We start from the raw sequence: 26,724 nt of genomic DNA on the forward strand, positions 1-26,724 counted from the left end.
CCAGAAATCCCTACCCTGCTACTGTTCACAATTGTAAAACAAAAAAAGCCTGCTGACTGCAGGCTTTTTTAATGGACATCAATTACTTTCTAAAACCTAGTAATAATCTCTTACTAAGATCTCGGCAATTTGCACACTATTTAAGGCCGCGCCCTTACGAATATTGTCTGACACGACCCACAGGTTAATGCCATGAGAATGGGAGATATCCTTACGAATACGGCCAACATACACGGGATCAGTGCCAGCACCATCAGTCACGGCCGTAGGATAATCGTCATCGGACTCGAACAATACCACGCCATCAGCATTACGCAGTAACGCTTTTATGTCTTCCGCATCGACAGGTTGACGAGTTTCGATGTTGATTGCTTCAGAGTGACCATAAAACACCGGGACACGCACAGCAGTCGCATTCACTAATATCTCATCGTCACCGAAAATTTTCTGGGTTTCCCAGACCATTTTCATTTCTTCTTTGGTATAGCCATTATCCATAAACTTATCGATTTGTGGCAATACGTTAAAAGCAATTTGCTTTGGATACACTTCAGCTTCCGCGGGTAAGCCCTGCAGAAGTTTAGTGCACTGATGTGCCAATTCTTCAATCGCTTTTTTACCCGTACCCGATACCGATTGGTAAGTGGCGACGTTAATGCGAGTAATGCCATAGGCATCATAAATCGGTTTAAGCGCCACCAGCATTTGAATGGTAGAACAATTGGGATTGGCAATAATATTACGATTGCGGAAATCGGCAATGGCATGCGGGTTCACTTCGGGTATGACTAAAGGAACATCGATGTCATATCTAAAGTGTGAAGTGTTATCAATCACAACACAGCCCGCTTCAGCTGCAATCGGTGCCCATTTGGCAGAAACATCACCTCCTGCGGAGAAAAAACCAATTTGGGCTTGAGTCCAATCGAAGGTTTCTACGTCGAGAATGGTAATTTGTTTGCCATGGAAGCTGACCGTTTCACCGGCGCTGCGGCTACTGGCTAAAGGGTACAAATTGGCAATCGGGAAATTACGCTCTTCGAGGATCTCTATCATAGTTTGACCCACTGCGCCCGATGCACCTAAAACGACAACATTAAATTCCTGTGACATGGCTACTGACCGACTCCTGAAAAACCTAAATTGGACAACCAATTTACATCAGATAGGTTGTTATAAGCCAGTGCCAATGCACTAAATTCGCGTCGATGTAGGTGATTTTTTCTCATAATGTCAAAGCCATTCTCATTTAAGAATGTATTTCTGAATATCAGGTCATCGTCGCGCAAATCATAAACAAAGCGCGCAAGTTGTAATAAGGCTTTTTCATTCGGCGCCGTCATAAACTCGACTTCCTTAATATTGAAGGTCGGCAATAAATCGATAAGACTTTTATCCGCAGGAAGATTAAGTAACAGAGACAGTTTTTGATAAAGCATAAAAGTGCCGCGCGCCTTACCTTCTAAACTGTAACCTGCGATATGCGGTGTGGCGAACTCTGCAAGCTTTACCAGTTCTGGCAAGGGTTTAGGCTCACCTTCCCACACATCGAGCACTAATTTAAGATCCGTACGTTTTTGCTTAACCTTAATAAGCGCTTGATTATCAATCACATCACCACGGCAGCAATTAACTAGCCACGTATTTGGCTTTAGCGCGCTTAAACGCGCCTCATCGAATAAATGCTTGGTCTTGTGCTCACCCGTGCGCGTGATTGGCACATGCAAACTGATGATATCGGCCTGCGCCATGATGGTATCTAAACTGACAAAACTGCGTGGGTCGCCCTCCGCAGCTTTAATGGGGTCATTAAGTAACACTTTAATACCATAGGCTTGTAAACATTTTGCCGTTGCAGTTCCGGTATTACCCGCACCAACGATACCGACCACTTTTCCTTTCAGTGGTGAGTTAACACGCTGCGCTAATTCCAGCATAGCAATAAAAGCAAATTCACCGACGGCGGTGGCATTACAACCCGGCGCATTGGAAAAGGGAATATTACACTTTGCGAGGTAAGCTAAATCCACATGGTCAGTGCCAATAGTGGCACTGCCCACAAATTTCAGTTGATGATTACCCGCGAGCAACTCCGCATTAACGTTAGTTATCGAGCGCACTAGCAACACATCAGCGTCGCGCACTTGCGCAGCCGTTAAGCTGCGACCATTGAACGGAATAACCTCACCCATGTCGCTAAACAGAGCCGTAGCGTAGGGCATATTTTCATCGACTAAAATTTTCATAGGCACCTGATTCTAAAAATGTGGCAAAGGAAGGCATCAAGATGCTTGGTATTCTAACAAGACTTAAGAGATAAATCCTTGCCGATGCAACAGGTTCGCAAAAAGCACCAACAAAAAAGGAAGCCGAAGCTTCCTTTTTATACTGCTAGATAAACAAACTTATTTAAATTTTCGCATCACTAACGTGGCGTTTGTACCACCAAAACCAAAACTGTTGCTCATAACGGTAGTCAGTTCAGCATCGCGATATTCTCTAACGATTGGCATGCCTTTAGCCGCTTCATCAAGATTATCGATATTGATGCTTGGAGCAATAAAGCTGTTTTCCATCATCAACAAGCTGTAAATAGCTTCATGCACACCTGCAGCACCTAATGCATGGCCAGTCATCGATTTAGTCGATGCGATAGGAGGGCATTGGTCTTTGAATACTTCACGTAGCGCTTCTAACTCACGCATATCGCCGACTGGCGTTGAAGTGCCATGAGTGTTGATGTAATCAATCGGAGTATCGACATCGGCCATGGCTAATTTCATGCAACGAACTGCGCCTTCACCCGATGGAGCAACCATGTCATAACCGTCTGACGATGCGCCATAACCAATCACTTCAGCATAAATTTTTGCGCCGCGAGCCAGAGCGTGCTCTAACTCTTCAACCACAACAATACCGCCGCCGCCAGAAATCACAAAACCATCACGGTCAGCATCATAGGTACGCGACGCTTTTTCAGGTGTGGCATTGTACTTAGTTGACAGTGCGCCCATAGCATCAAAGCCCATGGTCAATGTCCAATCCACTTCTTCAGCACCACCAGCAAATACCATATCTTGCTTACCCATTTGGATAAGCTCTACAGCGTGGCCAATACAGTGGGCGCTGGTTGCGCAAGCTGAACTGATTGAATAGTTCATGCCCTTAATTTTAAACGGTGTGGCTAAACAAGCGCTGGCGGTGCTCGACATAATACGTGGCACAATATACGGGCCAACACGTTTAACGCCTTTTTCACGCAGAGTATCTGCAGATTGTACTTGGTTAGACGATGATGCACCGCCAGTACCGACAATCAAACCTACGCGAGGATCTGAATACTGTTCTTCCGTTAAATTGGCATCGCTAATGGCTTCTTGCATTGCAATGTATGCATAAGCTGCAGCATCGCCCATGAAGCGCAGTGCTTTACGATCGATATGCTCAGCTGGGTTTAACTTGATGTTACCCCATACATGACTGCGTAACTGCATTTCTTCAAACTGAGCGGAATGCGTAATACCACTGCGGCCCGCTTTCAGTGACTCGGTCACTTCTTGCTTGTTATTACCGATACTTGAAACAACACCCATTCCGGTGATCACGACTCTTTTCATTTTATTGCTACCCATTGTGTACATATCAGTACCTACTTTTCGCTGAGCCAATAATATCTGTTTTGACTCAATTAAGTGGTCAGCTTTCCATAAAGATGCGTAAAATAATGCCTATTATGAGACCGAGAGTAAATTTCTTTGACTGCAGAGCTCGATAAACCTTGCCAAATTAAGCGTGATTACCAGCAATTAATCAACCTTTATCCCGCAACAAATAACACTGATGTGCACTATGCCAGCAAATTGCGCGTTTATCAGCAGCAGATATTTAAGGCTAATGCACAACAAAAACTGCTCGTGCTAGGACAGATAGGCTTAGGTAACGGGCTCGAAATGTTATCTTGGTGGCACGCACAAGACAACCTAAACCAACGTTTACTGCTTAAAGTCTTCGAACCTAATCCCATTAATGCGTACGAACTTAAATTACTTTGGGATCAATCACACACGTCAATAGCTGAACTAGGCAGTGAATTAAAGCTTGATTCAGCCTTCACATTTAAGTTTGGTACTAAGCTCAACCCATTAGCGCAAACCTTACTCTATGCTGCGCCTGCGGCTATTATAGGCTGTCAAAGATTTATTTTTGATGACGGTCGTATCACAATTGATTTGCACTTTGGTGATATTCACACTCAACTCTCGTCATTCACCCACTCGCCACAGCATCCCATTTGCCACTGGCTAGTGCTGCCCCATCTGCAAAACCTGCTACATTCTCAAATCTACTGGCAAATGGCTAAACTCAGTGATGATAATGCAACGATTGCAGGAGTGGGATTAACAGAAACGACGCTTAATAGCATGAAAACCTGCGGTTTTGAGGTAAATGATACCAATGATTATAGTCGCTGTGATTACAGTAATAGTGATGATATAAGCTTCCCCGAAAAGCTGGTTAATGACCAGCGCAATGCCGTACTGTTACACGAGCGCCACGTCTTACGCCAGCAAGATACTAAAGCCTATGCCTTTAATCCTACGGCGCCAATGTTATCCTCAGCGATATCCTCCCCAGTTGCCATTATTGGGGGTGGATTAGCCTCGGCGCATTTAGCCTTGTCTTTAGCAGAGCGCGGCCAAGGCACGCAACTATTTTGTAAAGATGCCCAGCTCGGCCAAGGCGCATCGGGCAACCGTCAGGGCGCGATTTATCCGTTACTCACGCCCGAAAATGATGAATTGAGCTGCTTCTTCCAGCAAGCATTTTTATTTAGCCGACGTAGAGTGCAGGCGCTGACATCCGCCTCCGCTGACAATCAGACGTCGATTTCCCATGATTTTTGTGGCGTATTGCAAACCGCCCACGATGAACGCAGCCAATTACGACTCGATAAAATCATTCAAGGCCAACCCTGGCCAAGTGAAATAGCCTACGCCGTCGATGCTGAGCAAGCCAATTCCATTGCCAAGATCAATCTTGATAAACCCGGCTTTTTTTATCCTTTAGGTGGCTGGGTTTGCCCATTTGAATATGCAGAAGCTGCGATACAAAAAGCGATGCAACTGGCCGAGGTCAAACTCAATCCCAATACTGACATCCTTAACATTGAGCGCCAAACCGATGGTTGGTATTTATTAACAGACAATCGTCGTTTTGGCCCCTTTGTTCAGCTCGTGCTCGCTAATGGCGCAGAGCTCACGCAATTTGATGCCAGTAATCAATTACAAATCAGCCCTTTTCGCGGCCAAGTCAGCCATGTACCCGCACAATTTCAATTGAGTCAGCTCGCAACTGTGCTGTGCGCAAACGGTTATTTAACGCCAAGTCACCAAGGGCTCCACTGCCTTGGCGCGAGTTACGTTAAAGAACCCGAACATTTAGACTTTTGTCCGCAGGAACAACAAGAAAACCTCATGAAAATGCACGAGAGTTATCCCAATCAGCCTTGGCTTGAAGATATCGACATGAGTGGCAACAATGCCCGTGTTGGGGTGAGAATGGTGACGCGGGATCATTTCCCTATGATGGGCTGTGCGCCAGACGTGCCTAAAATCCTTAAGGATTATGAGCAACATCAACTCACTAAAGAAAGTCGCCACTACTGGCAAACCACGCCAGCCCCCGTGCATCAAGGGCTGTATATTCTTGGCGGATTGGGCTCACGGGGATTAAGTTCAGGGCCACTAGCTGCCGAATGTCTTGCGGCGCAGCTTTGCGGCGAGCCAATACCGCTCGATAAAGCCACCCTGTGTAAACTCAACCCCAATCGTATGTGGCTGCGAAAGTTACTTAAGGGCAAAGCGCTTTAAGCGATACATCGCTAGAAATAACGTTGTTGAGCGCCATAAAAAAGGGATTAAGCCTTGGCTTAATCCCTTTTTAAAAATTTTATTTTTAAACAACTTAAGCTGCTGTGATGACTATCCCGTTATCACTGCTGCTAGGTTCAAGGCAGCTAGGCTCAACACTACTGGATTTAACATGTCGAGGTTTTCGCGGCGCTCTGGGTACTTTTACCCGAGTACGATTGTTGTTATCGCGACTCTGGCGGATCAGCGCATCGCCGCTAAGACTGGGTACTAGGCTCGATGTCAGGTTTGCAGCCTCACGGTGGGATTTAGCCAATCTGTCATATAGCAACACATTGACCGATGCCGCAAGATTCATACAACCAACCGTAGGCACATACACTACGGCATCGGCTTTATCGATAATGTCTTGGCCAATAGTGCCATCTTCAGGGCCAAACACATAAAAGGCTTTCGGTGGATGGACAAAATCGGGCAGCGGCGTTGCGCCAACGACTAAATCTACACAAATCAGTTTAGTATCTGCCGGAATTGATTCTAATAATGAGTTAACACCCATGAGCGGAATATGCTCGCCAGCGTCTTTAGTATCAACATGATATTGCGCCGCGCCTGAACGCGCTGCGAGCTCGTAACGTCTGCCGGTATAGAATACGCCGTTAACGCCATAACAACCCGATGCGCGCATAATGCCGCCAACATTAACTGGCGTTTTAGGGTTCACTAAACCGATAAATACCGAGCTAAAGTCTTGTAAATAATCACTTATTGCCACTTGTAGCGGTTCTGAAATCAACATCGTATTTAGGCTACATCCAGCTCACTGATAATTTTGGCATGTAACTGTGCCCATGCTTGCTCAACTAAGGCGTAGTCGGCATCGTTTAATTCTTGGCGCGCCAGTGCTAAACAATCGGTCATTTTCAACATGAGGGCATCGATATCGGTTTCACCCTGTGCTTCAAGTTGTGACAACACCACGGCCACATGGCCCTGTAAATAGCCACAGGCAAACAAGGCATCGTCATCACCATGGCTGACTACGCTGGCGATCCACTGTTCTAATGCGTCTTCGTAATGCTCTAACATTGAATCTAACTCTCCATTGATACTGAATTTACGGGCGCATTGGCTGCAGCCAATAAATCTGGATTAGCCACCTGATACATCACGTAATCATGGTAACCGGTAATCACTTTGTAATAGCCGCCAAGCTCGCGATCTAATTTAGGGTCGCCACTATCCACAATTAGTGGTCGTCCTTCAAGTGCTTTTAACTTAGTTTTTGTGGCGAGGATAATAATATTGTCTTTTCCGATGCGCCTAATAAGCGCAGGCGACAACTGTTGATTACCGCGCCCTAAGATATGCCCCTGACCACCAATCAAGGTAATTACTAATTTAGTTGGCTTATCTTGGGTAAGCTCAAGTAACTCATTCGCGGTTAAATCGCTACCAATGAGTTTTTTATGCTGAATAAGATCAACACCTAACAAGGTATTATCGAGCTTTAATTCTTCCATCATAAAGGCAACGGTGCTACCAGAACCTATGATGTAAAGCTCATCTTCCATTTGATTAATCACATCGGCGGCAATATCTGCCAACACGAGTTCATCGACTTCTTTACCGCCCATTTTAACCGCTTGCACATAACGCGGCTCGGCAGGCACTAAAAGTTCACCAAATCGTTTGGCGCGCACTGTGCCTTGACGAAAAGCCACTTCATCGATATCCATTACATCTGCGGACATTAAGCTAACAAGCTCGCCATCGAGTAACATTTTCACCACCATACCTGACGCATGGGGCGTAATACCATAAACGCCAGAATGGATTTTAACGCCCGCAGGCACGCCCAGCACGGGTAATTTGTTATCAATATCGGCTTGTTCACACACAGAATAAACATCGCGAGCGGTGCCATCACCACCGGCAAAAAGGAGTAAATCTAGCGGTTCATCCAGCAATGCGCGCACAACGGCTTGGGTATCTCGTGCTTGGGTTTTTTCAGGAGTGTGATACACCACTCGCGTGGTAAAACCGAGTGTTTTAGCGGCGTCTTCACCCATGATGCCTGAAGCAGTAACAACCTCGATGTCATCAGCATAATCACGGATTACCTCTAGGGCCTGCATCATACGCAAGGCGGCTTTGGGTTCAGCGCCTAATGCAAGCGCTTCTTGCGCAACGCCATCGCTGCCCTTAAGGCCAACACTGCCACCTAAGCCAGCCAACGGATTGACAACTAACCCTAAACGAAACCGAATCACCCTTTACCTCACTTAACGCAATCTTTTGATTTTTATATTTTTTATCTTAATGGATATGACTAGGCCGTATGGGCTGTAACACTCGGTTTATCCTTAGGGATAAAGAATACCGCCAGCATAGCGGCAAAAGCGCATCCTGCGGCAAATACCCACGACCAAACCGCCCCGCTACCATCGCCCCAAATATAGCCGCAAATCCAAGTACCGAGCGCGCCGCCAACCCCAAAACTTAAACTAGCGTACAGGGCTTGACCTTGGCTTCTATGACTCGCATCGAAATGTTTATGCACAAATTGAATCGATGCCGCGTGGGTTAAGCCAAAGGTAAAGGCGTGTAAAAGTTGACTTATCCCTAACCACAACACGCTATCCACTCCAAAGGCGACCAACAACCAGCGCAGGCAAGTCATACCAATACTGACTATCAATAAGGTATTAACGCCATAGCGGCCAAGTAACCGCGGCGCGAACATAAACATCACGATTTCGGCCATCGCGCCAAGGGCGACAAATATCCCCGCTGAGGATTCTGAGTAACCCGCTTGTTTTAAATATAAGACGAAGAAGCCGTAGAAAGGTCCCGCGCTCATTTGCAACAACATCGCCGAGACTAAGAACCAAATAATCGCTTTATTCCATTGTAACGGTACTCGAACTTGATTAATGTCGCGCACTAAACGATTGGCGGGTAATGGCAGCGCGCACACTAACATACCCATAAATAATGATAGGCCGATATAGGGCAACACTTCTGTGCCCCACTGACCAATCGCAAAGCCAGCACTCACCACCAAGCAAATGTAGCCCACACTACCCCAACTGCGTATTTGGCCATAGCGACTGGCATTCTCGCCTAAGGTTTCGAGGGTAATCACTTCAAGCTGGGCAAGAATAGCGTTCCAAAAGAAAGTATATAAGGCCAAACTGAGCGCCATATACACAAACCCACCGTGGTAGAAAAAGCTCAAATAGGTCAGTGCTGCGGCCCCCGCGCCCATTTTAATCAGCTCGGCGCGCATGCCTGTTCGGTCAGCTACTTTAGCCCACACATTGGGTGCAACAATGCGCGTCGCCATAAGAATGGCGAGTAAAAAACCAATTTCTTGAGGGTTAAAACCGCGGTTTTCAAAAAAGACCCCAAGATAAGGGATCATAGTACCAAGAATTGAAAAGAAGAAAAAATAACAGGCACAAAGCCAGCGCAATTGCCGGCTTGTGCTAGAAGAAGTTGACATTAACGCATTCCATTTATCTCATGCTACTCATTGTATCGTTATCGCATACCAGCTATTTCATGCGACTTATCGCATACCAAGCACTGGCGTATGACTACGAACATCCTGATTTTGCGCTCTGTGCCTTAGCAAGTGATCCATCAACACAATGGCAAGCATAGCTTCGGCAATCGGTACTGCTCGGATCCCAACACAGGGATCGTGACGACCTTTAGTGACAACTTCGGCCATTTCACCCTGCGCCGTCATACTTTGGCCCGGCACACTGATACTTGATGTGGGTTTTAAGGCAATATGGGCAATGATCGGCTGACCCGATGAAATCCCACCGAGCACACCGCCCGCATGATTAGATTCAAAGCCTTGCGGCGACATTAAGTCACGGCCTTCGGAACCCTTTTGCGTCACGACACCAAAACCATCCCCAATCTCAACACCTTTGACGGCATTAATACCCATCAGCGCGTGGGCGATATCGGCATCGAGTCTATCAAATACTGGCTCACCTAAACCCACTGGCACACCTGTCGCGATAACGGAGATTTTCGCGCCAATGGAGTCACCGGATTTTTTCAGCTCACGCATGTATTCATCGAGCGCTTCAAGCTTGCTAGCATCGGGGAAGAAAAAGGCATTTTGCTCTATTTGGTCAAGATCAATGGTCTGCGCACAAATAGGGCCCAGCTGCGACATATAGCCGTAGATCTCGATACCGTGAACTTGCTTTAAATACTTTTTAGCCACCGCACCCGCCGCAACCCGCATCGCGGTTTCACGGGCTGAAGAGCGGCCACCACCGCGGTAGTCACGCATACCGTACTTTTGCTGGTAGGTATAATCGGCATGTCCTGGACGGAATAAATCTTTGATATTAGAGTAATCTTGACTGCGTTGATCGGTATTTTCAATCAAGAGTCCAATCGAGGTGCCCGTGGTTTTACCTTCGAAAACGCCGGATAAAATCCGTACTTCGTCGGGCTCACGGCGGGCCGTGGTATATCGGGATGTCCCAGGACGACGACGGTCAAGATCGTGCTGCATATCGGCTTCGGTTAATTCAAGCCCTGGAGGGCAACCATCAATAATGCAACCGAGCGCAACACCGTGACTCTCACCAAACGTCGTCACTACAAAATTTTGACCAATACTGTTTCCAGACATCCGCTTTGTACACCTTAGGTTATTTGTTCATCGCTCCGCGCCCAGCGAGTACTGGACAATTTATTTTCCCGCTGCAAGCCTAACTGGCAGCGGGAAAAGTCTCAACCTAATTTGCTATCTTAGGCTATTGTGCGTCGCGATAAATACCAAATACCGACTGATTTTCAACCAGTTGATCGCGGGTCAATACGAATACGCCATCGCCACCATTTTCAAAATTAATCCAAGTGAATGGCACTTCTGGGAATTGCTCAATCAAATGCACCATAGAATTGCCCACTTCGACCACGAGTAAACCCGTTGGCGTGAGGTATTGCGCGGCATTGGCGAGTATACGCTTGGTTAAATCTAACCCGTCGCGACCTGAGGCTAAACCAATGGCAGGTTCATGATGATATTCATCAGGCATATCGCCAATGTCTTCGGCGTCTACATAAGGCGGATTTGAGACAATCAAATCATATTGCGGCCCTTCTGGAATGGCTGAGAATAAGTCCGACTGCATCGGGAACACTCTGTCCATGACCCCTAAGGTTTCGATATTGATTTGCGCCACATCTAAGGCATCTTGACTGATATCTAGCGCATCAACTTCGGCGTCTTCAAATTCGTAGGCACAGGCAATCGCGATACAAGCGCTGCCAGTACATAAATCTAAAATACGCGTTACCGGTTTGCCGTATAACCAAGGGCTAAAACGGTTAGCGATCATTTCAGCAATCGGTGAGCGTGGCACTAACACGCGCTCATCAACGTAAAACTCAAGCCCTGCAAAACGCGCTTTATTAGTCAAATAAGGTACAGGTAGGCGCTCCCTGACACGGCGAATAATCAACTCGACAATTTTATGCTTTTCACTGCTGGTCAAGTTGCTTAAAATCACTTGCTGACCGATTTCTTCGGGTAAGTGTAAGGCATGGAAAACTAAGGCAATGGCTTCATCCCACGCATTATCAGTACCATGACCATAATACACATTGGCATCGTTAAAACGGCTCACGGCCCAACGTAACATATCGCCAATAGTACGTAATTCTGTCACAGCTTCATCTACAAAGATCTTATCCAAAACGTGCTCCCGCTAGTTTGTTCGCAAACATTGTAACTGAACTCTATTCAGAAACCATAGGATTCAATAGAATACCCGCCATGAATAAAGACGACGACAAAGAAGGCTTGGCGATGTTCTCAGCGCTTATTGATGGAATTAAACCCATCACCCAAAATAAACGACACTTTCGCATGCCCTTAAAAACCAAACAGGAAATAGAACTGAAAGAGCAGCAACTGCATGCTAATAGTTATTTCTCAGATACTTATCAACCACTACTGCCTGTACAAGGGCCGATGCGTTGGTTAGAAGAAGGTGTTGACAGTTTAGAACTCAAACGCCTGCGACGTGGCGATTACCAGCCAGATTTACTGCTGGATTTACACGGCTATCGCCAATCAGAAGCCAAACTTGAGTTAGCGGCACTGATCCAAGCCTGCGTTAAACAGCAAAGCCTGTGTTGCTGCATTATGCATGGTTACGGCAGCGGTATATTGAAACAGCAAGTCCCTATGTGGCTAGTACAGCATCCTATGGTGAAGGCTTTCCATCAAGCGCCTAAAGAATGGGGCGGCGATGCGGCGTTATTAGTGCTAATTGATATTGGTGAGCAGCCGCATAGACGTTAATGTTCTGGACTAAACTTAAGCCATTAAAACATTTGCTTTCAATTAAGATAAACAAACGGCCCACCTTAAGGTGGGCCGTTTGTTGTACTTATTTTGCAATCACGATATGGAACAACATTAACTGATACTGTGGGGCGCGTGCTGCCAGACGATTGAAGCTTGCTCAGCATGTTTATCAATGAGCGTAATACCCGATGTCGCAAATAAAGGCGGCTCCACACCTGCCACTAACTCACTCACCAAATAACCTAATAAAGGCATGTGAGCAATCACGAGTATTTTATCGGCTTTATATAACTCAGCATAGGCCGCAACTAAGGCTGCAACATTCGCGGGATCACCAGCGGGTACAAGGTCGTCAGCCACTAACCATTTACGCGGCTCAGGAAAATGCTGACTTAGCTCTTGCCAAGTTTGCTGTGCACGTAAGTAAGGACTTACTAAAACAAGATCGAAATCGGTCACACTGCGCGCTAACCAGTTGCTCATCAATACTGTATGGTGCCTGCCTACATCGCTCAGCGTTCTGTCTCTATCAGACAGCGCATTAAATCCTGCGTCACCATGTCTCATCAAAAATAGCTGCATACTTATCTCGTGACTCACACGTGTTTTTGTTTTATCCCAATTGTAGCCCTAAAATCCGTTTCAACAAACCATGTATACCCAAGCGACCTCAAAATACGAGTTCAGAGCGCCTAGGGTGCTTCAATTCAAGGCGTATCAATGACAGAATGTCGGCCACCTTTTAAATTGATGCAACACGGAAGTGGAGTACCCTAGGCGCTCCATCCCGGCGGGTTTTAACGCACTTTATGCTGTGTTAGTTATTTTTAACTTAGTCCACTAGGTCTGCAAATAACCGCATTGCCTAAAGTGCGTTAAATTCCCGCTGAATCCTGCATTTTGAGGTGGTTTGGGTATAAGACTTAATCTTTAGTCGATAAACACAAGAGATATTTGCTAAAAACCATTAAGACTATCAATATATAACAAGCTATCGTTACCGGAGTGTCTCTTTGCAAGCCTCTCAGTCCATATATAAAAGTCCAAATGATCACCGCCAGTATCGTTATCTTGTATTAGATAACGCGCTTAGGGTGCTATTAGTTGAAGATCAAGATGCCAGCCAAGCGGCGGCATCCATGGCTGTAGGCGTAGGTCATTTCGATGATCCCGCCGATAGACCCGGTATGGCGCATTTCTTAGAGCATATGCTCTTTCTTGGCACAGAGAAGTTCCCCGATTCAGGCGAGTATCACGCTTTTATTAATCAACATGGTGGCAATAATAACGCTTGGACAGGTACTGAGCACACCAACTTTTTTTTCACCATCAATGAAGACGTGTTTGCCGATTCTTTAGACAGATTTAGCCAGTTTTTTATCGCACCTAAATTTGATTTAGAATTAGTGGATAGAGAGCGACAAGCCATTGAATCTGAATTTAGTTTAAAGCTCAAAGATGATATCCGCCGAACCTATCAAGTGCTAAAAGAAACCGTTAACCCGCTCCACCCTTTTTCAAAATTCTCTGTCGGTAACTTAGTCACTTTAGGCGGTGAACAAGCGCAAGTTCGTAGCGAATTACTCAACTTTTACCAAAGCCATTACAGTGCCAACTTAATGACACTGTGCTTAGTCGCGCCACTTTCTCTTGATGAATTACAAGACTTAGCAAACCATTATTTTAGTGGCATACAGAACTTAGGTTTAGTTAAAAACTATCCTCAAGTGCCTATTTTCTCTGAAAAAGAACTATTAACTCAAATCAACATTGTGCCGCTTAAAGAACAAAAACGTTTAAGTATCAGTTTTAACTTCCCAGGAATTGACCACTACTACAAACGTAAACCTTTGACTTATATCAGCCATATTTTAGGTAATGAGAGCCAAGGTAGTCTGTTGTCCTATCTTAAAGAGCAAGGACTGGTGAATAACTTGTCTGCGGGCGGCGGCGTAAACGGGTATAACTTTAAAGATTACAGTATCGGCTTGCAGTTAACCGATAAGGGACTGGCGAATCTTGATGAGATTATCAGTTGTTGTTTTGAGTATATAGAACTCATCAAAACCCAAGGGTTAGATGAATGGCGTTATTTAGAACGCGCAAATTTACTTAAAATGGCATTTCGTTATCAAGAACAAGTAAAATCACTCGATTTAGCCAGCCATCTCAGCATCAATATGCATCATTATGACGTTGAAGACTTAGTCTTTGGCGACTACCGCATGGATGGACTCGATATCCCTGAGACTATCGAGTTACTTGAGCTAATGACGCCATCGAACATGCGTCTACAGCTTATCGCGCAATCGGTTAAAACAGATCGTAAAGCGAACTGGTATCACACACCTTATAAAGTCAGCACGATTGCACCACAATCTCTTGCTCGCTGGCAAGTTAAGCATATTCGTAATGAATTACAACTACCTACGCCGAACCCTTTTATCGTAGCGGACTCTATTCCCAGGCCAGATAAGAGTGATGTAGATGTTCCTGTGATCGTCGCTGAATCAACTGGATACCGTATTTGGCATAAGAAAGATGATGAGTTTAATGTGCCGAAAGGCCACATGTATTTATCACTGGATTCAGAACAAGCGAGTAAAACGCCAAAGCATGCCGCCCTCACCCGCTTATATGTTGAAATGCTGCTAGATTATTTGACCGAGCCAACCTATCAGGCTGAAGTCGCGGGCTTAAGTTACAATATTTATCCGCATCAAGGTGGCATTACTCTACATTTATCTGGATTCACGGGTAATCAAGAAACTCTGCTGGCTTTATTAATTGATAAAGCGAGGGAACGTAATTTTACTGAAGATCGTTTTGCGCTGATTAAATCTCAATTACTGCGCAGCTGGCAGAATATGGCCCAAGCTAAACCCATTTCACAATTGTTTACTAGCCTGACCGTTACACTGCAAAAAAGCAGTTATGAACCCGCACGCATGGCACAAATGCTGGAAGACATTAGCCTAGAAGATTTACATGATCATGTACGCGCCTTTTACGAAAAAATTTACCTCGAAGGTTTAGTCTATGGGGATTGGTTAGTCTCAGAAGCTCAAGCTCTCGGCAAACGCTTAGAGCACATTTTAGCCTTAGTTTCGACGCCAAGCGCCGAGTCCACCAGAGAATTAGTCAATCTAACCGCCCAAGGTACGTTGTTAAGAGAACTCGCTATAGATCATCAAGACAGCGCAATCATAGTCTATTACCAATCAGCCGTGGCAACGCCAGAAAAAATGGCGCTATTTAGCTTACTTAATCACACTATGTCGTCCACCTTCTTCCATGAACTGCGCACCGAAAAGCAATTGGGCTATATGGTCGGGACAGGTTATCTGCCACTCAATCGTCATCCTGGACTCATTTTTTATATACAGTCACCCACAACCGGTCCATTGCATTTATTAGAAGCAATCGATGAGTTTATTGCCGACTTTAATTATGCGGTGATGCAAATTACTAATGAAGAATGGGAAAGCACAAAGGTAGGCTTAATTAGCCAAATAATGGAACATGATGCGAATCTCAAAACGCGTAGTCAACGTTATTGGGTCAGTGTCGGTAATAGAGATTATCAATTTAACCAAAGAGAAATCGTTGTCGATGAGATAGCCAAACTCACCCGTACCGATTTACTTAAATTTATGATGCGTAGAATGCGTACTAAACACAGTGACCGCTTAGTCTTATTTAGCACTGGTGAAGAGCATAAAACCCAAGCACCACTGTTATCAGAAAAAATGATTACCGATCTCAAGACTTTTAAGCAAACAGCAGAGAAGTTTAATTTTTAGACAGAACATTTTTACTCACACATTTGCTCGCTATTTGAGGTAAACAAACAGAACCGCTACAAATTAGCCCAACAATAGTCGTATCTATCACTGTTGGGCATAATACTGATGTAAAACATGGCTAATCCATGTTTTATCACATATTAAGTGAACAATTTTACCGCATCTGTATGTTGTAAAATGATTTTTGGTAAACTGCACTTTGACAAACCACTCGCTTTCTGGAAAAGTAATGTAACACTAATGTTTCATGGCATCATCGGATAATAAGAACAAATACTATGCCTAAAGCACTCTTGGCTTTTGCCCTCTTAATAACTATAAATTCTTTCCAATTTTCCCTTATGAGCCAAGAACTTACTCAAGAGGTTATACCTATAGAATTAAGAACTAAGCTTTTCAGTGTTCCAGAAGGATTATCACAAAGTACTGTAACATCCATAGCAGAAGACCTTGATGGTTACATTTGGATTGGAACATTAAATGGCCTAAATCGATTTGATGGTAGAGAATTTAAAAAATTCTATTCGAATGATGGTTCCGGGCTAGATAGTTCATTTATTCAAAGTGCTATATTTGATGGTAAGAGCCTCTTTATTGGAACCGATAAAGGATTAAATGTTTACTCACCTAATAAGGAACGATTTGAAAAAGTTAAAAACTTACAGAATGCAATATGGTCATTAAGTATCTCTGATAATAATATTATTGTTGGCACAGATAATAAAATAATCGAAGTAGATCAAGACACACACAAAGTAATATTAAGCATAGAAAATAAAAATTTCAACAGCATAAAGCGTATAATAAAAATAGGAAGCGATTACCTTTTAAAGAATCATGATGGAAAAACATTCTTTTACTCTAAAGGCAAGTCAGAAAAATTAATTGACGATGTAATAGACATAAGTGAAATAGATGGCAACTACTTTATATTTACACATGATTCCATTTATAACCTTGACAAAAAAAACATAAAAATAAATAAAATTAAATCCTTCGAAATAGATAGCATGTCAACTAATGGGAACTACATCACTCTCATTAAAGATAATTACATTTACAACCTCAATAAAAAAACTTTCGAAAAAAAAATAATTGGAAGCATTCTTGATTTTGATTCAATACAGAAGCCACACCTATTATTTCAGGGAGAAAACTATATTTTTGTGGCTAGGGTTAACATGGGGATTTCATTAATAGACAATAAAAAAAACATAGTCTCTGTTATAAATAAATCGAGAACAAACGTCTGGAATATCACTTCAGAAAAAAATAACGAGCTAACCATATCCAGCAACAAAAATAACATTTTAAAAATTGACACGCTTAAAAAAAATGAAACAGTAATTGCAACCAATATTGAAAACATAACAAGTGCAGTTTCAAAAAATGATAATGTTTTTTTTGGAGGGTTAAATGGATTCTACTATAAGTCAAAGGATCAAATTAAACCTATAAGAATTAGTAACGATGAAGTGGTTGCCATCTCCGATATTAAAAATAATAAAATTTTATTCGGGACAAGTAACTTTGAAATAAAAGAAGTTAACATTGAAAGTAAAAAAGTTACTTCGAAATTAGTTTTAAAAAACAAGTTACCAATTTTTGAAATAAAAAATATATCAGACGAAAATTATATAGTTGCAACGCAAGCTGGATTGATTGAGATAGGTAATGGAATTGAAAAAAATATATATAGCAATGGTATTGTATATAGCATTGTTCACAAAGATGGTATAACTTACTTTGGTACTAAATCAGCAATCTACTCTTATAATCACAAATATAAATTAACAAAACTTATTTTCAATAGTAGAAACCCCATTTACTCCTTATCAGTTAATAATGAAAATGAAATAGCAGCATCATCAATTCAAGAGCTAATTGTTAACATAGGTGAAAAATTTTATGTTTTAAACACCGACTTTGGTACGCAAGATGAGTACAATACACAAAGCGCAATCGCTATTGAGCACTACTTCTATTTTGGCGGGATAAATGGCATTAGCGAAATAAACGTTGCTAAACTCAAAGAATATATAAAAAAAGGTGGAATAGAGACTGTTATCAGCGACCTTTACATCTTCAATGAAATACAAAAAGTAGGAGATGGAAAACTTACAACATCGATATCTAAATCCTCAAAAATAGAGTTAAAATATTCTGACTATCCTTTTACATTAAAGTTTAACTCACCTAAATCTGGCAGTATAAGCATTGATTATTTTTATCAATTAGAGGGTTTATCAAATGATTGGATTGCAGATAAAGGGAATAATTCAGCAACATATACTAATCTATCACCCGGAGAATACTCATTTAATGTCTATGGGGTAAATCCTATCACTAATGAACCAGGCCCCACTCATAGCTTAAAAATAGAAATAACGCCTCCTTGGTGGCTATCTACCTATGCTAAATTATTTTATTTTATCGTATTAATACTTGTAGCGCTTATATCTATCAAATTTCTCTTGAAAAAAAGAGAAGTTCAACGCCAGATTGCATTAAGTGAAGAAAGATTAAAACTGTCCTTATGGGGAAGTGGTGATGAAATGTGGGACTGGGACATAGAAACCGGTAATATTTTTCGCTCAAATATTTGGGGAGCATTAGAGTTTCCCCGTGATGGACATCGCTCTGGCAAATCAAATGAAGAAAGTAATATTCATCCAATGGACCAGGAACGCGTTCGAGAGGCGCTTAATAAACATTTTTATGGTGAAACAGACCATTTCGAAGCGGCATATCGAGTAAAAGGTAAAGATGATAATTGGGTATGGATCTTAGACCGAGCAAAAATTGTAGAACGTGATGACAAAGATAATGCCCTACGTATGACTGGCACAATTAAAAATATTAGCCAATTCAAACAGAAAGAAGAACAATTGAAATTGTTTGAGAAGGCAATTGAAAACATTTCAGAAGGTATGTTTATTCTTGATAATCAGTACCATTTTGTTGAAGTTAATGAGGCTTGCTGCAAGATTTCATTACGCAATCGTACTGATTTCATGGGAAAATTACTCACATTTGATTTGTATCCCGAAACCTTTTCCACTCAAATCAGAACAATATTAAAACAACAAGGCCGATGGACAAATGAAGTCGAAGCATTGAGAGGAGATAAAAGTCGCTTTAATATGGAACTGACTATCGATGCCATCTATGATGAACAAGGTGAACTATCACACTACGTTGGTATTTTTTCCGATATATCGAGACGAAAACAACAAGAAGAAGAACTTAGAAAATTAACAAATAATGATGTATTAACTGGACTTCCAAATCGTTCTAATTTACAAGTCACCTTAAGTAACTTAGTCAATAAAGAAATAGCCCATGCTCTCATGGTACTTGACCTTGATAACTTTAAACGTATTAATGACTCCCTCGGTCATCAGGTTGGAGATACATTACTACAACTGGTTTCAGTGCGTATAAAATCATTACTGCCTAAAAATACCAGCATTTATCGATTAGGTGGAGATGAGTTTGCAATTGTACTCGATAAAAATTCAGATATAAATGCCAGTGCAGCAATCGCAAGTCGTGTTATAGAAGGACTGAAACCAGCCTTCGAAATTAATCATGAACTATTAGTCTTAGGATTAAGTATTGGTATCGTATTATTTCCTGAGGATGAGCAAAATGAGCAAGCATTACTAAGAAAAGCCGACATCGCTATGTACCATGCTAAATCAGCAGGGGGTAATTGTTACCAGTTTTATTCAGAGCCATTAAACCAACATGCTATTCGTCAATTAGAGGTGGAAACCTTAATTCGTGAAGGTTTAAAGGAAGATTTATTCGAAGTCTATTATCAGCCTAAAGTTGATCTTAAACGCGGTAAAATTACTGGTATGGAGGCTTTAGTTAGATTAAACCATCCAATACATGGCTTAATTCCACCGAATGATTTTATTCCTCTGGCAGAAGAAAATGGTTTAATTATTGAAATTGGTGAAATTGTATTACGCAAAGCCTGTTTCGCCGCACAGAACTGGCGGGAACAAGGAATATTTAGCGGCAGGGTTGCAGTCAATTTATCGTCACGTCAATTTGCGCTCCCCGATCTTCAACAGCGAATAGAGTCAATTTTAAGACTTACTAAGCTGCCAGCTTGTCACCTAGAATTAGAAATTACTGAAGGTACCGTCATTAAACAGCCGGAAACGGCAATTATTGTCATGCAACAACTGGCTAAAATGGGTGTCAGTTTGGCACTAGATGATTTCGGTACTGGGTACTCGTCACTCTCATACTTAAAGCGCTTCCCGATTCATACATTGAAGATTGATAAAGCGTTTGTTGACGATATTGATAAGTCTGATCGCGATCTAAAAATGGTCGATTCTATTATCACAATCGCCCATAACATGGGGCTATCAGTGGTAGGTGAAGGCGTAGAGCAGATTGCACAATTAAATATTTTACGGGCGCTCAACTGCGAAGAGATTCAAGGTTATATTTTTAGTAAGGCCATAAAAGAAAGTGAGTTTACTCTGCTACTCCAAGAAAATATAGCCAAACCTGATATGACTAGAAACATTATCTAATCACTTAACTCTCAATTTGATTGCAATTTTAGACATTGGCACAACACATGCATTAGTACTGTTAGTGTCAATAATAAATCAATATCAACTACCCTGAGAGAGAATTAGAATGATTAAAGGAATCCTAGTAACAGTTACTTTATTATCTTCAATTGGTTTAACTGCGAATAGTGTTGCGCTTGAAGGTGCTCCGAATGTTAAATTCAAATCACTTGAAGTAGCAGGTGCTCCTAACGTTAAATTCAAATCACTTGAAATAGCAGGTGCTCCTAATGTCAAATTCAAACCACTCGAAGTAGCGGGCGCTCCTAATGTCAAATTCAAACCACTCGAAGTAGCGGGCGCTCCTAATGTTAAATTCAAATCATTCGAAGTTGCAGGTGCTCCTAACGTTAAATTCAAATCACTTGAAATAGCAGGTGCTCCTAATGTCAAATTCAAACCACTCGAAGTAGCGGGCGCTCCTAATGTCAAATTCAAATCACTTGAAATAGCAGGTGCTCCTAATGTCAAATTCAAATCACTTGAAGTAGCGGGTGCTCCTAATGTCAAATTCAAACCACTCGAAGTAGCGGGCGCTCCTAATGTCAAATTCAAACCACTCGAAGTAGCGGGCGCTCCTAATGTTAAATTCAAATCATTCGAAGTTGCAGGTGCTCCTAACGTTAAATTCAAATCACTTGAAATAGCAGGTGCTCCTAATGTCAAATTCAAACCACTCGAAGTAGCGGGCGCTCCTAATGTCAAATTCAAATCACTTGAAATAGCAGGTGCTCCTAATGTCAAATTCAAATCACTTGAAGTAGCTGGTGCTCCTAATGTCAAATTCAAATTATTCGAAATCGCATAACTGAATAAATGAGGAGAGTGACTATGCTAAATTCAATTAAAAAAGCACTCGGTTTATCTAAGCCAGCGCGTAAAAAGGTTAAGTTACCTGATGGTTTAAACCAACTTGAAGTGATTTCGGCAAAGGGTTGGTGGAACTAGATTTAAGCCTTAAAGTAATGAGCCTAATGAATAAACAGCGATAAAAATTTAAATTAGGCCCAGCTGAAAAACTAAAGGGAGCATAGCTCCCTTTAGTTTTTAATATTTATTAAAGGCCATATCTTTAAAAATAACTAAAAATAACTAAAAATAATAACGCTCGGTATTTTACTCCCCATCAAAAAAAATCGCTTGTGAGCCATTCAAATTAATACCCATTTTGATATTCGTTCAGATATTAGACTAAGCGTTCTATGCGTACCCGCTATCAACATACAAGTGGTCAACTAAACAATGAACTAAAGCATCTAACTCAGCGGAATAACATTAAAGTCAACTTCAACCATTTAAGGGTGCTGCTCATACAAGAATCACATCAACATTTTGAACGTTTCTTAGGCAAAATAATGCCTTGTGGCAATAAAAAAGCGGCAATTTTATGCCGCTTTTTTGTTCAATATCGAGTTGTGAAGACTTAGAAGAAGCGCGAGTTTTCTTGAGCCATGGTTTTTAAGCGCTCACAAGGTTCGAATCTGTTACCGAATTGACTTTGATAACCTTCAAGGATCTTCACTAAGTTCGCGGCGCCTAAAGTGTCAATATAATGGAATGGGCCACCGAGGAATGGCGGAAAGCCAATACCGAAAATGGCGCCAATATCACCATCTCTTGGCGATGCGATAATACCGTCTTCTAAACAACGCACCGCTTCGTTAAGCATTTGTACGACACAACGCTCGGCAACCGCTTTTGCGTCTTTATTGGTGCCAGGCTTAATGCCTAACACGCCATAAACACTCTCATCGACAGCTTTAGCTTTCTTGCTCGATGCGCCGTATTGATAGAAACCTTTACCATTTTTACGGCCTTTACGATCGTCACTCAAAAGCTTGTCAAAAGCCGCTGGCGCTTTAAAACGTTCACCCAATTCTTTCTCAAGGATCGGTGAAATCTTAGCGCCCACGTCGATACCCACTTCGTCGAGTAAAGTAATGGGGCCCACAGGGAAACCAAATTTAACTAAAGCTTTATCCAAATGCTCAACACTTTGGCCTTCCAGTAGTAATTGCGCGGCCTCGTTCATGTAAAGCGCAAGAATACGGTTCACATAGAAACCCGCGCCATCCTGCACCACTATCGGAGTTTTACCTTGCTTACGGGCAAATGCGACAGTAGTCGCAATGGTTTCTGGCGACGTTTTAGCATGGGCAATCACTTCCACCAGCGGCATTTTTTCCACTGGCGAGAAATAATGCAGACCAATCACATTTTCAGGACGCATCGCCGCCTCGGCGATTTGGCTAATCGGCAAAGATGAGGTATTTGACGCAAAAATAGTGTGCTCACCACACTCACGCTCAATGTCTTTCACCATTTGATGTTTAAGTGCTAAGTCTTCAAATACTGCTTCCACAACGATGTCGGCATCTTTAACGCCTTTATACTCAGTGGTTGTAGTCATCAGTGCCATTAAGTTGTCACGGGCAGCAGGCGTCATATGGCGGCGCTTAACCCCTTTATCCAACAGCTTGTAGGCGTAAGCTAATGCATTGCTTAAACCTTTTTCGCTGATGTCTTTGACGCGAACGGGGATTTTAGCCTTAGTGGTCGTCACAGAGGCAATGCCTCCGCCCATTAAACCGCCACCTAAGATCACCGCTTTTTTCACTTTACGCGGGCTCGCACCTTCAGCGCCGGTTTCTTTCTTCATTTCTGTGGTCGCGAAGAAAATACTGCGCAGCGCAGCAGATTCTTTTGATACCACTAATTCGGCAAAGTGACTCGCTTCGACTTCTAGTCCTTTTTGCATGCCCTTCGCAATCCCTTGACGCACGCAGTCAATAATTTTGGCTGGTGCTGGATAATTACCTTGGGTTTTCTTTTCGACTTGTTTAGTCGCTTGATCGAAAATAATGTTACGGCCAAAGCTCGTGCCTTCAAGCACTTGATTAATGAGTGACTTTTTAACTAGTTTAGGTGCACTTTTACCCGCAAGCGCCATCTCAACTGCGGTTTGCAACAAAATCGTCTGCGGTACAACATCATTCACTAAGCCCATTTTCAAGGCTTGTTTAGGACGGATTTGTTTACCGGTCAGCATCATATCTAAGGCTGTCGTAATGCCGACTAAACGTGGCAAACGTTGAGTCCCGCCGCCGCCTGGCAATAAGCCAAGTTGGACTTCCGGAACGCCGAGCATAGTCTTGCCATCGTCGCTACATACCCTTTGATGACAAGCTAAGGCTAACTCTAAACCACCGCCTAAACAGGCGCCATGGATTGCCGCAACCACAGGAATCGTTAAGGCTTCTAGCTCATTGAAAACTACATGACCTTTTTGGGATAAGGCTTTGGCATCGCTCGCCGTTTTACAAGCATCGAGCATAGAAATATCTGCGCCCGCAACAAAAGAATCTTTTTTGCCAGAGATCAGCACTAAACCGCGAATGCTCGAATCACTTTTGATCTCGGCCAGAATTTCACTGATTTCAGGGCCAAACTGCGCTTTTAGGGTGTTCATGGTTTCACCAGGAACATCCATAGTTAAAATAGCAATGCCGTCGTCGCGGCGGGTCAAATTAAAGGTCTTTTCCATGCCGATTACTCCACTTCCACTATCATAGCCACACCTAAACCACCGGCCGCACAAGCCGTTGTTAGGCCAGTTCCACCACCGCGGCGCTTAAGCTCACGGCACACTTGGGTGATTAAACGGGTTCCCGTTGCCGCAAAAGGATGACCATAAGCGAGCGAGCCACCGAGCACGTTAAACTTACTCATGTCAATTTCGCCAATCGCGCGGTTACGGCCGAGTTTTTCTTCGGCAAATTTTTTCGAAGCAAACATCTGCATATTCGCTAATGTCTGCGCCGCAAAGGCTTCGTGCATTTCAATCAGGGTAAGATCTTCTAATTCCATTCCGGCACGTTTTAACGCCAGTGGCGTCGCGTAGGATGGCCCCATCAGCATATCTTGCCACACATCAATGGCGCTAAAGGCGTAACTCTTAATGTAACCAATCGGTTGATAACCTAAGGCTTTGGCTCGACCTTCACTCATCAGGATAATCGCTGAGGCACCGTCAGTCAGTGGCGTACTGTTGGCCGCCGTCACAGTTCCATGTTGTTTGTCGAATGCAGGACGCAACTTAGCATATGACTCCAATACTGAGTTTTCGCGGATATTGTTATCGCGATCGATAAACTGCTTATACGGCGGTATATGCGCGACCATCACTTCGTCACGCAAATGGCCCGAAGCCCAAGTTTCACTCGCTAAGGTATGTGAGCGGTGCGCTAAGGCATCTTGATCGGCACGGCTAATATTGTAGGTTTTTGCCATCTGCTCGGCGGTTTGTCCCATAGACAAGCCCGTTGAGTACTCTGCCACCGCAGGCGGCACAGGTAATAAATCCTTTAAACCTAAACGGCGGAAAATTTGTAACTTTTGCCCAAAGCTACGGGCTTTATTCAAATCGACTAACGCATGGGCTAATTTTTTCGACACGCCGATAGGCAAGACAGAAGAAGAGTCGGCGCCGCCCGCAATACCGATTTCGATATTGCCCGTCATGATAGATTCGGCCACGTTTACGGCAGATTGGAAGCTAGTCGCACAGGCGCGAGTGACACTATAGGCATCAGTCGCCACATTCATGCCAGTACCGAGGACGATTTCTCGTGCAATATTAGGTGCGGCGGGCATTTGAACTACTTGGCCATACACTAATTGCTCAATCAGCTTAGGATCGAGTTCCGAGCGTGCCAACAGCTCATTAACTACCATTTTACCCATATCTAATGCCGATACGCCGTGGAATGCCGTGGCTTGCTTTGCAAATGGCGTTCTTAAACCCGCTACAATGGCGATACGTTCACCCTTGGCGTTCGTAACCTGTTGTCTATCACTCATTTGTCACCCTCTTTATGTGCGCAATCGCTGAGAGATTTCAGGCGGCGCTAGCTATTTCCGTGTTTGACCCATTGTTTTACGGCGAAAAACGCCCAATAACAGGTCTGACCATTAAAGTGTGATCTGATTCTAACTTCTTGTCAGCAAGTTTTAAACACCTGTTTGTTTTTTTAACACTAGCCAAACCCTAAGGGAATTCTTTACCATAGCTGTTGTCTATAGCCCACACACGTATTTTCAACATAATAAAACGAGTAGCATCATGCCTTTGAGTCGCTTCCACGCATTACGCACTTACCTAAATAAGGTTGTTTTAGGGCAGCCAGTATTGACCGAAAATCTGCTCATTGCCTTAATTGCCAATGGCCACTTATTAGTTGAAGGTCCACCGGGACTGGCCAAGACCCGTGCGGTGAAAGCCTTATGTGACGGGGTTGAGGGCGATTTTCACCGCATTCAATTTACCCCTGATCTGCTGCCTGCCGACTTAACCGGCACAGATATTTATCGCTCGCAAACCGGCACCTTCGAATTTGAAGCCGGACCGATTTTCCACAATTTAATTCTGGCGGACGAAATTAACCGCGCCCCCGCCAAAGTACAATCGGCCTTATTAGAAGCCATGGCCGAAGGTCAAGTCACCGTCGGTAAGCACAGTTATAAGCTGCCACCGCTGTTTTTAGTGATGGCAACCCAAAATCCATTAGAAAACGAAGGCACTTATCCCCTGCCCGAAGCACAGCTTGACCGTTTTTTAATGCACTTGAATCTTGATTACCCGAGCGGCGAGACTGAAATCGAAATTCTGCGCCAATCCCGTAAAGAAGCGCTCACCCACGAATTGCCAACCACTGAGCCGATTGCACAAGCAGATGTGTTTGCCGCCCGTGACGAAGCCATGGAAATCTATCTCGCCGAGCCGCTCGAAAAGTACATAGTCGAAATCGTGATGGCGACCCGTGAGCCTTTACGTTACAGCGAAGACTTAGCTAAGTGGCTTGAGTACGGCGTCAGCCCGCGCGCAACTATTTCATTAGAACGCTGCGCCCGCGCCCGTGCTTGGCTGCACGAGCGAGACTTTGTTTCACCAGAAGACATTCAAGCCGTCGCACCGAACGTGTTAAGACACAGATTGCTACTCAGCTACCAAGCACAGGCCGAAGGTGTCAGCCGCGATCACGTGATCAACCACATCTTAAGTCAAGTTGCAGTACCTTAACGGTGAAGATAAA

General features: G+C 43.4%; 18 protein-coding genes and 1 pseudogene. 7 read left to right on the forward strand and 12 right to left on the reverse strand.

Annotated elements, in window-relative coordinates:
* Positions 1-96: 96 nt before the first annotated feature.
* From ACRN9H_RS07315 to fabB, 3 genes are all read right to left on the reverse strand, one after another.
* Positions 97-1,113 carry an aspartate-semialdehyde dehydrogenase gene (locus ACRN9H_RS07315; protein ID WP_220772968.1) on the reverse strand — a complete coding sequence of 339 codons (1,017 nt, stop codon included), beginning with the start codon at positions 1,111-1,113 and terminating at the stop codon, positions 97-99.
* Positions 1,114-1,115: 2 nt separating this feature from the next.
* The gene (locus ACRN9H_RS07320; RefSeq protein ID WP_220772967.1) at positions 1,116-2,246 is read right to left on the reverse strand and encodes a 4-phosphoerythronate dehydrogenase; all 1,131 of its coding nucleotides are present in this window, start codon (positions 2,244-2,246) and stop codon (positions 1,116-1,118) included.
* Positions 2,247-2,405: 159 nt separating this feature from the next.
* Positions 2,406-3,617 (reverse strand): beta-ketoacyl-ACP synthase I, encoded by a 1,212-nt coding sequence (gene fabB / locus ACRN9H_RS07325; RefSeq protein ID WP_432313113.1) that lies wholly within the window; start codon positions 3,615-3,617, stop codon positions 2,406-2,408.
* Positions 3,618-3,755: 138 nt separating this feature from the next.
* On the opposite strand from fabB, the pseudogene ACRN9H_RS07330 reads away from it, so the two are divergent.
* Together ACRN9H_RS07330 and mnmC are read left to right on the forward strand one after the other, a co-directional pair.
* Positions 3,756-4,448: pseudogene (locus tag ACRN9H_RS07330) on the forward strand (FAD-dependent cmnm(5)s(2)U34 oxidoreductase); the annotation flags it as partial.
* 159 nt (positions 4,449-4,607) lie between these two features.
* Complete coding sequence (gene mnmC, locus ACRN9H_RS07335) at positions 4,608-5,870, forward strand: FAD-dependent 5-carboxymethylaminomethyl-2-thiouridine(34) oxidoreductase MnmC (protein ID WP_432313154.1); 1,263 nt, start codon at positions 4,608-4,610, stop codon at positions 5,868-5,870.
* A gap of 94 nt (positions 5,871-5,964) precedes the next feature.
* Here mnmC and ACRN9H_RS07340 read toward each other — a convergent pair whose 3' ends face one another.
* The 6 genes from ACRN9H_RS07340 to prmB form a co-directional block, all read right to left on the reverse strand.
* A complete protein-coding gene (locus tag ACRN9H_RS07340; protein WP_432313114.1) occupies positions 5,965-6,669 on the reverse strand; it encodes an RNA methyltransferase in 705 nt (234 codons plus the stop codon).
* 5 nt (positions 6,670-6,674) lie between these two features.
* A complete protein-coding gene (locus ACRN9H_RS07345) occupies positions 6,675-6,959 on the reverse strand; it encodes a YfcL family protein (RefSeq protein ID WP_076498130.1) in 285 nt (94 codons plus the stop codon).
* A 5-nt stretch (positions 6,960-6,964) separates the two neighbouring features.
* Positions 6,965-8,143 carry an ATP-NAD kinase family protein gene (locus ACRN9H_RS07350; RefSeq protein WP_432313115.1) on the reverse strand — a complete coding sequence of 393 codons (1,179 nt, stop codon included), beginning with the start codon at positions 8,141-8,143 and terminating at the stop codon, positions 6,965-6,967.
* A 59-nt stretch (positions 8,144-8,202) separates the two neighbouring features.
* Positions 8,203-9,378, reverse strand: a complete 1,176-nt coding sequence (locus ACRN9H_RS07355; RefSeq protein WP_432313116.1) for an MFS transporter — start codon at positions 9,376-9,378, stop codon at positions 8,203-8,205.
* 66 nt (positions 9,379-9,444) lie between these two features.
* A complete protein-coding gene (aroC, locus tag ACRN9H_RS07360) occupies positions 9,445-10,539 on the reverse strand; it encodes a chorismate synthase (protein WP_028761043.1) in 1,095 nt (364 codons plus the stop codon).
* Positions 10,540-10,663: 124 nt separating this feature from the next.
* Positions 10,664-11,608, reverse strand: a complete 945-nt coding sequence (prmB, locus tag ACRN9H_RS07365) for a 50S ribosomal protein L3 N(5)-glutamine methyltransferase (RefSeq protein ID WP_432313117.1) — start codon at positions 11,606-11,608, stop codon at positions 10,664-10,666.
* Positions 11,609-11,688: 80 nt separating this feature from the next.
* On the opposite strand from prmB, the gene smrB reads away from it, so the two are divergent.
* Positions 11,689-12,219, forward strand: a complete 531-nt coding sequence (smrB, locus tag ACRN9H_RS07370) for an endonuclease SmrB (protein ID WP_105252090.1) — start codon at positions 11,689-11,691, stop codon at positions 12,217-12,219.
* 117 nt (positions 12,220-12,336) lie between these two features.
* Here smrB and sixA read toward each other — a convergent pair whose 3' ends face one another.
* Positions 12,337-12,807 (reverse strand): phosphohistidine phosphatase SixA, encoded by a 471-nt coding sequence (sixA, locus tag ACRN9H_RS07375; RefSeq protein ID WP_220772986.1) that lies wholly within the window; start codon positions 12,805-12,807, stop codon positions 12,337-12,339.
* Positions 12,808-13,238: 431 nt separating this feature from the next.
* On the opposite strand from sixA, the gene ACRN9H_RS07380 reads away from it, so the two are divergent.
* From ACRN9H_RS07380 to ACRN9H_RS07390, 3 genes are all read left to right on the forward strand, one after another.
* Positions 13,239-16,028: an insulinase family protein gene (locus tag ACRN9H_RS07380; protein ID WP_432313118.1), complete on the forward strand. Its 2,790-nt coding sequence runs from the start codon at positions 13,239-13,241 to the stop codon at positions 16,026-16,028.
* Between the two features lie 281 nt (positions 16,029-16,309).
* Positions 16,310-20,590, forward strand: a complete 4,281-nt coding sequence (locus ACRN9H_RS07385) for an EAL domain-containing protein (protein ID WP_432313119.1) — start codon at positions 16,310-16,312, stop codon at positions 20,588-20,590.
* A gap of 109 nt (positions 20,591-20,699) precedes the next feature.
* Positions 20,700-21,440 carry a hypothetical protein gene (locus ACRN9H_RS07390; RefSeq protein WP_432313120.1) on the forward strand — a complete coding sequence of 247 codons (741 nt, stop codon included), beginning with the start codon at positions 20,700-20,702 and terminating at the stop codon, positions 21,438-21,440.
* Between the two features lie 615 nt (positions 21,441-22,055).
* Here the strand turns inward: ACRN9H_RS07390 and fadJ are convergent.
* Both fadJ and fadI read right to left on the reverse strand, forming a co-directional pair.
* Complete coding sequence (gene fadJ, locus ACRN9H_RS07395; RefSeq protein WP_432313121.1) at positions 22,056-24,176, reverse strand: fatty acid oxidation complex subunit alpha FadJ; 2,121 nt, start codon at positions 24,174-24,176, stop codon at positions 22,056-22,058.
* Positions 24,177-24,181: 5 nt separating this feature from the next.
* The gene (gene fadI / locus ACRN9H_RS07400; RefSeq protein ID WP_432313122.1) at positions 24,182-25,492 is read right to left on the reverse strand and encodes an acetyl-CoA C-acyltransferase FadI; all 1,311 of its coding nucleotides are present in this window, start codon (positions 25,490-25,492) and stop codon (positions 24,182-24,184) included.
* Between the two features lie 262 nt (positions 25,493-25,754).
* Here fadI and ACRN9H_RS07405 point away from each other — a divergent pair, with 262 nt between their 5' ends.
* Entirely contained in the window at positions 25,755-26,711 is a 957-nt protein-coding gene (locus ACRN9H_RS07405) for an AAA family ATPase (protein WP_028761051.1), read from the forward strand.
* Positions 26,712-26,724 lie beyond the last annotated feature (13 nt).

Source organism: Shewanella sp. MF08487 (assembly GCF_050848685.1).
GTDB lineage: Bacteria > Pseudomonadota > Gammaproteobacteria > Enterobacterales > Shewanellaceae > Shewanella > Shewanella glacialipiscicola.